The sequence below is a fragment of the Thiohalocapsa sp. genome (assembly GCF_019695415.1).
Classification (GTDB): Bacteria; Pseudomonadota; Gammaproteobacteria; order Chromatiales; family Chromatiaceae; genus Thiohalocapsa.
Window position 1 is genome coordinate 1,423 of sequence record NZ_JAIFKJ010000261.1, and the last position, 10,163, is coordinate 11,585.

Annotated in this window: 7 protein-coding genes; 2 read left to right on the forward strand and 5 right to left on the reverse strand. The window is 65.2% G+C overall.

The annotated features are described in order from the left end of the window. Positions 1–257 precede the first annotated feature (257 nt). The 3 genes from I6U14_RS07535 to I6U14_RS07545 all read right to left on the reverse strand — a co-directional run bounded on the left by I6U14_RS07535 (position 258) and on the right by I6U14_RS07545 (position 2,800). Entirely contained in the window at positions 258–464 is a 207-nt protein-coding gene (locus I6U14_RS07535) for a ChaB family protein (protein ID WP_296898176.1), read from the reverse strand. Between the two features lie 9 nt (positions 465–473). Further along, positions 474–2,297 carry a serine hydrolase gene (locus I6U14_RS07540; RefSeq protein ID WP_296898177.1) on the reverse strand — a complete coding sequence of 608 codons (1,824 nt, stop codon included), beginning with the start codon at positions 2,295–2,297 and terminating at the stop codon, positions 474–476. Between the two features lie 218 nt (positions 2,298–2,515). Continuing rightward, positions 2,516–2,800: a hypothetical protein gene (locus I6U14_RS07545; protein WP_296898178.1), complete on the reverse strand. Its 285-nt coding sequence runs from the start codon at positions 2,798–2,800 to the stop codon at positions 2,516–2,518. Positions 2,801–3,027: 227 nt separating this feature from the next. Here I6U14_RS07545 and I6U14_RS07550 point away from each other — a divergent pair, with 227 nt between their 5' ends. Next, positions 3,028–4,143, forward strand: a complete 1,116-nt coding sequence (locus I6U14_RS07550; RefSeq protein ID WP_296898179.1) for a winged helix-turn-helix domain-containing protein — start codon at positions 3,028–3,030, stop codon at positions 4,141–4,143. An 83-nt stretch (positions 4,144–4,226) separates the two neighbouring features. On the opposite strand, the gene katG is transcribed toward I6U14_RS07550, so the two are convergent. Next, complete coding sequence (gene katG / locus I6U14_RS07555) at positions 4,227–6,404, reverse strand: catalase/peroxidase HPI (RefSeq protein ID WP_296898180.1); 2,178 nt, start codon at positions 6,402–6,404, stop codon at positions 4,227–4,229. A 351-nt stretch (positions 6,405–6,755) separates the two neighbouring features. On the opposite strand from katG, the gene I6U14_RS07560 reads away from it, so the two are divergent. Next, positions 6,756–9,467, forward strand: coding sequence for a PAS domain S-box protein (locus I6U14_RS07560; protein ID WP_296898181.1), 2,712 nt, complete (start codon positions 6,756–6,758; stop codon positions 9,465–9,467). Between the two features lie 27 nt (positions 9,468–9,494). On the opposite strand, the gene I6U14_RS07565 is transcribed toward I6U14_RS07560, so the two are convergent. Next, positions 9,495–10,043, reverse strand: coding sequence for an MgtC/SapB family protein (locus I6U14_RS07565; protein WP_296898182.1), 549 nt, complete (start codon positions 10,041–10,043; stop codon positions 9,495–9,497). Positions 10,044–10,163: the final 120 nt, after the last annotated feature.

The window sequence follows — 10,163 nt, forward strand, 5'->3', positions numbered from 1 at the left end:
CAAGATCATCTACGTCGAGCGCCCCAAGGCGCTGCGCCGCCGTCTAGGCGCTTACTGGCGCCAGGGCCAGCACGCGGCCTAAGTCCCGAATGCCCAACGACATCCACGGCTTCGTAAAGGTGGTGCCGATGGCCGACGCCGAGCTGACCAAGCTGCAGCAGCAGGAAGGTTATGCGCACATGCGTTGATGCAGTGCCCATGAATCTGCCGTCAGCGGTGCGTAGAGCGGCCAGATGCCTACGGTCTCCATCGGCGGCCTACTTTTCGACCCAGCGGCCGTCGCGCTTCTCGTAGCTGCCCTTCACAGCGGACCAGGCGACCTTGTGGGCGACTGCTTCGCGATCGTCCTGGTCGGCATACTCATCCCAGGCGCTGTTGAAGGCCTTCATGTAGATTTTCTGAGCGCCCTCGGGCAGATTGCTCTGGACTGAATCGGGCAATTCAGTGGTCTTGTCGTAAGGCATGGTGTCTCCTTAGCGCGACAGGCGCCCAACAAAGCCCGAATAGCGCAGTCGTTCCTCGCCGTCGACGCTGATGGCGCGAAGCGTTTCGCCGCGGGTGCGCCCGAGACCGAGGATGATGGCCTCGGTATCGGAGATGGGCCGCAGCGGCACCTGAATACGCGCTTGCGAGAGCTTGGGCAGGCGGTAGCTCATGCAAAGGTGCCCGTCGCGGAGCTTGAGCTGTGCATCGGTGAGCGGAAACCGCGGATCGGGGTTCAGCACTTCGTAGTGCCCGACCCGATCCAACCAAACTTGCGGCACCGGCGCATCGGGCACCTTCTCGCCGATGACGAGCCGCTCCTCGCCGTTGCGGGCTACCACGACCTCGCGATCGCCGATGTGCTCGGTGCGAAAACGCATGGCTGCCAGCGGCCGCAGACCCCGGGGCAGTGAGCCCAGCGCGTCGTCGCCGAGTCCAAACCAGCCATTGGGATAAGGAATCAGGTTGAAAGTCTCGTCGATGATGCAGGCGCAGAGCTTCGGGTCCGGCTCACGGATGGCGATGAGCCCGAAGTCCGTCGCATAGCGCCCGGCGATGTCGGCGGGCTCGGGGGCGGTGGCGGCCTTGTCCAGCTCGGCGAGGAACAGCTTCACCGACGGCGGCTGGCTGACCCTATCCAGTGCCTGCGCCAGCACCGCCTCGGCGAGCTGCGAGACCACCGCGCGGGACCCGTCGGCGTTGGCCAGCACCGCGACGCCCAGGCCGCGCTCCGGCAGCAGGATCATTTCGGCGCCGAAGACGAGAGTCGTACCGCCGTGACGCAGCACCGTGCCGCCGCCCGGAATGCTGCCGTCCTCCAGAAACCAGCCGAGGCCGTTCACCACATCGAGGTCCAGAGGCACATCCAGGTTCTGAGGCTCACACATTTGCTCGACACTGGCCTGCTCGAGCACGCGGCTGCCGTGCAACACGCCACCGCCCAGGACCAACTGCATGAAGCGCCCTAGGTCGGCCGCTGAGGTATAGAGTCCATGGGCCGGAAGATCACGAATGGGCAGGATGGCGAACGGCTCGCCGCCGCGATAGCCCTGCGCCAGGGGGCCGCCGCGAGGCCCAGGCTCACCCATACCGCTGGCGTCCATACCGAGTGGCTGGAACAACTGCTCGCGCATGTAGGTCGCAAACGGGACACCGGAGACCGCCTGCACCATATGCCCGAGCAGCGTGTAGCCCAGGTTGGAGTAGGCGAACACGAAGTCTGGCGGGAAGGCCGTGTACTCCTCGGCCAGCTGTGTGGCCACGTCTGTAAACGGGGTGTCTGTCCACATGCCCTTGTTCAGGTCCGTGGGCAGGCCGGCGTGGTGACTCAGCACCGCGCGCACCGTCATCGGTGCCGCCGTGGTATCGAACCTCGAGCGGATGGAGAAGTCGGGCAGGTAGGCAGTAAGGGGCTGATCGATGTCAACTCGGCCTGCCTCCTCCAGCTGCATGACCGCAGTGGCCGTGAGCGGCTTGGCCAAGGAGCCGGCCCGGTAGACCGTCGCTGGGCCTGCACGCACGCCCTGCTCACGATCGGCATAGCCGAAGCCCTCGCTCCAAAGCACGCTGTTCCCGCGCACCAGCACCAGGCTTATGCCCGGGACCTGGAAGCGCTCCTGCGCCGCGCGGATGAGCGGGGCCAGGGCATGGCGCAGGGGCTTGATCTCGGCGGTGATGACGGTGCCGGGCATGACCGCGGGCGGCGTCTGCGCCGCCGGTGCCGATGGCAGCAGGAACACCAACGCGCACGCGACAAACAGCAGCACAGCGGGCTGTGGACCGCACTGCGGAGGCGTGCGCTCGGCTTCGGACATGAACGGGCTCCCCAGAGTGCGCGAGCGCACCGGCCGATGTGGTGGCGATACGGCAGCCGATCAGAGATGGTCAGGGCGCCAGAAGAACTGTGGCGCCAATCAACTATAGACCACGGGGAGTCCACGGGTTCCGAGCGCGACGGGTATAAATTCCTCAAATGCGCTGTCTTCGCGCGGGCCGCTCGTGCGGCCCGCACCGTCGGGCGCCGTCAGCCTCCTCAAAGTTCCGGGTTGATGTGGAAGCCCTTGTAGACATCAGCCGCCCTCTCATCGTCGTCCACAGGCGCGTCGAAGCGCTGGAACAGGTCGCTATTGCCGTCAGCCCACCCCTGATAGCGGTCGATGCTGTCACCGACGCCGGGCTGGACCACGGTCGTTCCGACGTAGTCGTTGCGCTCAGCTCGCAGATCCGGATTGCCCTCCGCGAAGCCGTTGTAGATATCGTCTGCGCCCGCCGCCGTGGCGATCAGGCCCGCTGCGATCGTTACTGTCAGTCGGTTCATTGCGTCCGTTCCTCCTCTTAGATGTTGGTGCTTGCCGCGCCCCAGACGGGCGCCAGCCCGCATGACTCGGCTCTTTGCCTCCATAGCTGCCGTTGCCGGCCTTCCCTGCCTTGAGCAAAACGATAGTCCCCGCCCGAGCTAAACTCCTGACTAAAACCTGACTTTTTTACGAAGTTTTTCCGGCGGCAGGGGGCACAAGCCGGTTTCTCACCGGGGAGCGGTGCACGATGAGCTTGACGACAACATCAGACACGGCTGCGCACGCAGTGCGGCAAGCGGGCGGCACGCCACCGCAGATCGGCCTGCGCATCGGTGAATGGGTGCTGGATACGCGGGCAAACCGGTTGTGCCGGGGCCGGCGGGAGGCAAAGCTGGAGCCGAAAGTTGCTGACCTATTGCGGTATCTCGCGGGACACGCGAATCAGGTGGTCTCGCGGCAAGAGCTGGAAGGCGCGGTTTGGCGGGGTACCGTGGTGGGCTACGACAGCGTCACTGGCGGTATCCAGAAGCTCCGGCGGGCGCTCGAAGACGATCGGCGTAGGCCGCGCTATATCGAAACCCTGTCCAAACGCGGCTATCGGCTTATCGCCCCGGTGCGGGACTTGCCATCCAGTCAACAGGCCGCAGACCTTGCCATAGACGAGGTGAGTGCGGACCGTCGCGCCCGCAACTGGCGGGCACGTGGTAAGCACCTCTTGGACGGGCTCGTCCTGGTGGCGCTCATCGTCCTGTCCGCCGCCGGCCTCTGGTTGAGCCAGGACCCGCCAGCAACGATGGAGGCCGCCGATGAGCGCTTCCGCTTGAGCCCCGCCCTACCCTTGCTCGTTGCCGGCGGCAAGGCACATCTCGCTGCCCATGACGACCAGGCCATGATCGAGGCCCTGCTCGCCGGCAGGCGACAGTTACTCGTGGCCGCGGCGCTCGGGGGTGATTCGACCGTGTTCGCCGCACCCGGGGACATCGACACCCGAGCACTCGCAGAGGTGCTTGCCACCCAACACGCCCTCGCCGACAGCATCCGCAGCGGGCTGCCTGTCTCGCCCAGCCGCTATCACTTGCATCGAGGCCAACTCTACTACGCCATCGGGCGCTATCGGGATGCCATCGACGCCCTGCAGCAGGGGCTTCTAAGTAATCCGGCGTCCGAATCACTGCATCTCTGGCTCGCCGCCAGCTTCGTGGAGGTTGGCGAACTGGACGAGGCCCGATGGGAGCGCAAGGAGGTGCTGCTCGCCAACCCGGGGTTCTCCCTCGCGGAGGTGGCAGACTACTTTCCGTATACGCACGACGCGTCCACCGAACGCCTGACGGATCGACTCAGAGAGATCGGTCTCGACCGTTGACCAGCCAGGCTTGGGGACAGAGTCGATGTGTCAAGTGGACCGACTGTCCCCTTTGGCCTGGAAGGCCAATCTTCCGGCTGCTGTTAACCCAAATCGAAGCGGTCGGCATTCATGACCTTCGTCCATGCGGCCACGAAGTCCTGAACGAACTTCTCCTGGTTGTCGTCCTGCGCGTAGACCTCGGTGTAGGCACGCAGGGTTGCGTTGGAGCCGAAGACGAGGTCAACCCGTGTGGCCGTCCACTTGACCTCACCCGTGTCGCGGTCGCGGATCTCGTACAGGTTGTTGCCGGCCGGTGCCCAGGTGTACGCCATGTCGGTCAGATTGACGAAGAAGTCGTTGGTCAGGGCGCCTTCCCGGTCGGTGAGCACGCCATGCTTGGTACCACCGTGATTGGTGTCCAGGACACGCATGCCACCGACGAGCACCGTCATCTCGGGAGCGGTGAGTCCCATCAGCTGCGTGCGGTCGAGCATCAGCTCCTCGGCACTGACGGCATAGTCCTGCTTCAGCCAGTTGCGGTAGCCGTCGTGGATCGGCTCCAGCGGGGCGAACGATTCAACATCCGTCATTGCGTCGGTGGCATCACCGCGGCCGGGCGCGAAGGGGACGCTGATGTCGACGCCGGCCGCCTTGGCCGCCTGCTCAATCCCGACATTGCCGGCCAGGACGATCACATCGGCCACGCTGGCGCCGGTGTCGGCCGCGATGCCTTCGAGCACGTCCAGGACCTTGCCCAGCCGCTCGGGCTCATTGCCTTCCCAGTCCTTTTGCGGTGCCAGGCGGATACGTGCCCCGTTGGCACCACCGCGCATATCCGAGCCACGGAAGGTGCGGGCGCTGTCCCAGGCGGTGGCGACCATCTCGCTCACGCTGAGACCGCTGGCAGAGATCCTGGCCTTCACGGCATCGACGTCATAGTCGGTGGGCCCTGCAGGCACCGGGTCCTGCCAGATCAGGTCTTCCTGCGGCACCCAGGGACCCAGGTACCGCGCTTTCGGACCCATGTCGCGATGGGTGAGCTTGAACCAGGCCCGAGCGAAGGCCTCTGAGAGGGCCTCGGGGTCCTTGTGGAATCGTTCGGCGATCTCCCGATACGCAGGGTCCATCTTCATGGCCATGTCGGCATCGGTCATGATCGGGTCATAGCGGATCGAGGGGTCCTCGACATCGACGGGCTTGTCTTCCTCCTTGATGTCGACGGGCTGCCACTGCCAAGCGCCCGCCGGACTCTTCTTCGACTCCCATTCGTGATTCAGCAGCATGGCGAAGTAGCCGTTGTCCCACCGGGTGGGATGGGTCGTCCAGGCCCCTTCGATGCCGCTGGTCACGGTATCCCGGCCGATGCCGCGCTTGGTCTTGTTGATCCAGCCCAACCCCTGATCCTCCACCGGCGCCGCTTCGGGCTCCGGTCCCAGCAGCTCGACATCGCCGTTACCGTGGCATTTGCCGACCGTGTGGCCGCCGGCCGTGAGGGCAACGGTCTCCTCATCGTTCATCGCCATGCGCGCAAAGGTCTCGCGGACGTCCTTCGCCGTCCTGAGCGGGTCGGGATTGCCGTCGACACCTTCCGGGTTGACGTAGATGAGCCCCATCATCACCGCCGCGAGCGGGTTTTCCAGGTCTCGCTCGCCGGAATAACGGCTCTCGGGGTTATCACTCGGTGCCAGCCACTCCTTCTCCGAGCCCCAGTAGGTGTCCTTTTCCGGGTGCCAGATGTCCTCGCGGCCAAAGGCGAAGCCGAAGGTCTTCAGACCCATCGACTCGTAAGCCACGGTGCCGGCGAGAATCATCAAGTCTGCCCAGCTGACTTTGTTGCCGTACTTCTTCTTGATGGGCCACAGCAGACGCCGCGCCTTGTCCAAGTGCACGTTGTCCGGCCAACTGTTGATCGGCGCAAATCGCTGGTTGCCCGTGCCACCGCCGCCGCGTCCGTCGGCGATCCGGTAGCTGCCGGCGGCGTGCCAAGCCATGCGGATCATGAGACCACCGTAGTGCCCCCAGTCCGCTGGCCACCACGCCTGGCTGTCGGTCATCAGGGCGTGCAGGTCCTTCCTGAGTGCCTCGGCGTCGAGCTCCTTGACCGCCTCGCGATAGTCGAAGCCCTCGCCCATGGGGTTGGTCTTGCTGTCATGCTGATGCAGGATGTCGAGGTTCAGGGCGTTCGGCCACCAGTCCATGTTCGAGGTGCCGGCGGCCGTCATTGCACCGTGCATGACCGGGCATTTGCCGGCCGTCGTCGCTACGTCGTGTCCCATCATGACCTCCAATCGTGGTGTTGTCGGGTAAGTTGCGCGCTGCTCGGCGGCAGCCTGCGCACCGGGTCAGTCTGGAGGCTCGAATCTATGGCGTCCAATGACGGGAATGTATGAGGCCGATCGGTTGCTACTATCGCCGGGCGTCCGGCTGGCGGTGATCTCCGATTTCGGCCAGGAAGACCAAAAATGTGCTTATCTGGTACAAAGCACACAACGCGGGAGGCTTTATCCACCGGGCGAATCGTTCGGTGGGGCAAAAAATAGCCGGCCGAGTCGGCTGTTGCGAATACACAAGCGGAGGCAGGCAAGCCAGCCACGGGCAGAACCCTTTGTAGAGCAGGAGCGGCGCTTACAATGCGCAAGTCGATGTATGACGAACAGGCGTCAGGCGAGAAAGCCCTCGGCGGCGCCTTGGCCTACGTCCGCAGCATTGTCGATACCGTCCGCGAGCCTCTGCTGGTCCTGGACGCTCGCTTACGCGTGCAGAGCGCCAACCAAAGCTTCTACCGGACGTTCCAGGTGTCGCCGCAGGAAACCGAAGGGCGGCTCCTCTACGACCTCGGCAATGGCCAGTGGGAGATCCCCAGCCTGCATATCCTGCTCGGCGAGATCCTGCCCCAGAACACATTCTTCGACGACTTCGAAGTGCAGCACGACTTCCCCGACATCGGGCAGAAGGTCATGCTGCTCAACGCCCGCAGGCTGCAGCACGAGGACGCCGAGCTGATCCTGCTGGCCATCGAGGACATCACCGAGCGCCGGCGCCTCGAGGCTGAACGGGCCGAGATCGAGAACCGCTTCACGGCCCTGGTGAAGAACATCAAGGACCACTCCATCTTTACCCTGGACCCGGCGGGCCGGGTCACGAGCTGGAACATCGCCGCCGAGCAAATCCTCGGCTACAGCGAGGCGGCGGTGCTGGGCCGGCACTTCTCGTTCATCTTCACCCCGGAAGATCAGGCGCAGGGGGTGCCCGAGGCCGAGCTTGACGCGGCGCGGGCGCACGGCCGCGCCGAGGACGAGCGTTGGCACCTGCGCAAGGGCGGAGAGCGGTTCTGGGCTTTAGGGATCGTCAGTGCCCTGCATGACGCCGACGGCCGCCTGACCGGCTTCTCCAAGATCCTGCGGGATATGACGGCATGGAAGCACGCCGAGCAGGCGCTGCACGAGAGTCACCATCGCCTGCAAGCCATTTTGGAGTCAATCCCGGCGGCGGTGGTACTGATCGACGCCGCCACCAGTCGCCTCTCGTATCTGAATCCGCGAGCGCTCGAGCTGTATGGACGAGACTACGTCGGCGTCGATCTCGACGCCCACCTTGAGGCAATAGCCGCCCAACGTCTCGACGGCACATCCATCCCATCCGACGAGCTGCCCATCATGTACTCGCTGCGCCATGGAGAGGCCGTGTTTGGTGAGGAGATGCTCATCCATCGCGCCGATGGGAGCGTGGTGCCCGTTGCGGTGAGCTCCGCTCTCCTCTATGACCGGCATGGTCAGGTTGACGCAGCCGTCGTCGTCTTCGACGACATCTCTACCCGCCTCTTGGCCGAAGAAGCGACCATGGCTGCCGAGGAGGTCGCCCGTCAGCGGCTCGCGGAGCTGGAGGATCTCTACCACAACGCGCCCGTTGGTCTGTGCCTCCTCGACCGCGATCTGCGCTATCTGCGCATCAATCAGCGGCTGGCCGACATCAACGGCATCCCGGCAGGCGAGCACATCGGGAGGACGGTTCGCGAGCTGATGCCGGCGCTCGCCGACACGCTCGAGCCATCGATGCGCGAGGTCGTGGCGACCGGCGAGCCCCGCCTCGATGTCGAGATCGTCAGCGAAACGCCCTCCCGGCCCGGCGTCCAACGCAGCTTTACTGAGCAATGGCTGCCGGTAAAGGATGCCCACGGACAAGTCACCGGCGTCAGCATCGTTGCAGAAGAGAGCACGGAGCGCAAACAAGCCGAGGCGGCCGTGCAGGAGGCCAATCGTCGCAAGGATGTCTTCCTTGCCACCCTCGCCCATGAGCTGCGCAACCCACTTGCGCCAATGCGCACCGGTCTGGACCTGCTCCAGTCCCTGCGCGGCGACGCCACCGAGGCCGAGCGGGCCATCCAGATGATGGACCGCCAGCTCACCCACCTGGTGCGCCTCGTCGACGACCTCTTGGACGTCTCGCGCATCAGCCGCGGCAAGATCCAGCTCCAGAAGGAGCGGCTCGACCTCTCGGAGATCATCGAGGCCGCGATGGACATGAGCCGGAGCGGGCTGAACCGGGATGACCGCCACGTCACCCTGAGCGTGCCCGAGGAGCCCCTGCGGGTGGTGGGCGACCGGGTGCGGCTGGTCCAAATCGTCGCCAACCTATTGAACAACGCCGCCAAGTTCACCAACCCGGGCGGCCATATCGCACTGCGCGTGGTCCGGCAGGGAGATCAGATCGAGATCCGAGTGCAGGACGATGGACGCGGCATCGCCCGCGAGCAACTCGGTGACATCTTCGAGATGTTCGCCCAAGCGGAGCCCGGACGCGGCGGCGGGCTCGGCATCGGCCTCACCCTGGTCCGCAGCCTGGTCGAGATGCACGGCGGCAGCGTCCGTGCCGACAGCGACGGACTCGGCCACGGCACCACCTTCACCGTCTCTCTGCCGCTGTGTCGCAGCACCCAGGAGCAACCCATGCAGGACGAAGCGACGGAGAACACGCTGCTCGCGCCGGAATGCCGTGTCCTGGTGGTCGACGACAACGAGGACATTGCGGAGAGCCTGCGCATGCTCCTCAACCTGCTGAACGCCGAGGTGCGAGTCGCTTGCGGCGGCGCGGAGGCCGTCGAACTGTGCAAGGAGTGGCAGCGGTCGCATGTGCTGATGGACCTCGGCATGCCCGGCATGGACGGCTACGAGGCGGCACGCCGGCTGCGCGCCGAGCACCCAGACGACGACTTCCGGCTCATCGCCCTCACTGGGTGGGGGCACGATGACGTCCGGCACCAGACCCGCGATGCGGGCTTCGACCAGCACCTGGTCAAGCCGGTCGGCGTCGCGGAGCTGAAGGCCGCTCTATCGAGTTCGTGACAAGGGCCACATCCAGCATCACCGCCGCTAATCTCTGATGGCCCTACGCTCGATGAATCCGAGCAACACCACGATCATGACTGCGAAACCCGTCACCATCGCGGCCAGAATCAGATTGCCGAAGCCGCACGCCACGCCAATGGAGCCCGCCGCCCAGATCCCGGCACCTGTCGTGATGCCTTCGATATTGCCGTTTCCGCGTATGATGCTGCCGGCGCCAAGAAAGCCGATGCCGCCGATGACACCCTCGATGATGCGCGTCGGATCGATCCGAGCCGACGGATCGCCGCTGGAGGTCGCATACATGACCTCCAGGCCCACCAGCATGAAGCTGGCGGCACCAAGCGACACCAGCATATGCGTTCGAAGCCCGGCTGCCTTCCCGCGCAATTCGCGCTCCAGTCCCAGCACCAGACCCAAGAGCACGGCCGCCCCGAGGCGCAGGACCATTTGAAGAACGGGTATCTCGGTTTCGATGTTCATATGAGGTCGGTTGAGGGCGGCGGACGCGCGCCCCGCTTGTGTCGTTGTGTCTTTGGCGCATGACACATACCGGCTTGGACCGGCGTATGCCATGGATCCGTGGGTTCGGCGCCCAGACCCCTGCCCCGCCCGTGCCTCGTCGGCCTGGCGAGGATGAGGCAGCAAGAGGCGGGCCGTGCGCTTGGCTTCACCCGGCCCGGGCGCCCTCCGCCC

Bases quoted from the DNA above. Each gene is read 5' to 3' on its own strand.
- I6U14_RS07550 (WP_296898179.1), top strand. From the start codon at position 3,028: ATGAGCTTGACGACAACATCAGACACGGCTGCGCACGCAGTGCGGCAA.
- I6U14_RS07545 (WP_296898178.1), bottom strand. From the start codon at position 2,800: ATGAACCGACTGACAGTAACGATCGCAGCGGGCCTGATCGCCACGGCG.
- I6U14_RS07540 (WP_296898177.1), bottom strand. From the start codon at position 2,297: ATGTCCGAAGCCGAGCGCACGCCTCCGCAGTGCGGTCCACAGCCCGCT.
- I6U14_RS07565 (WP_296898182.1), bottom strand. From the start codon at position 10,043: ATGGCATACGCCGGTCCAAGCCGGTATGTGTCATGCGCCAAAGACACA.
- katG (WP_296898180.1), bottom strand. From the start codon at position 6,404: ATGATGGGACACGACGTAGCGACGACGGCCGGCAAATGCCCGGTCATG.
- I6U14_RS07560 (WP_296898181.1), top strand. From the start codon at position 6,756: ATGCGCAAGTCGATGTATGACGAACAGGCGTCAGGCGAGAAAGCCCTC.
- I6U14_RS07535 (WP_296898176.1), bottom strand. From the start codon at position 464: ATGCCTTACGACAAGACCACTGAATTGCCCGATTCAGTCCAGAGCAAT.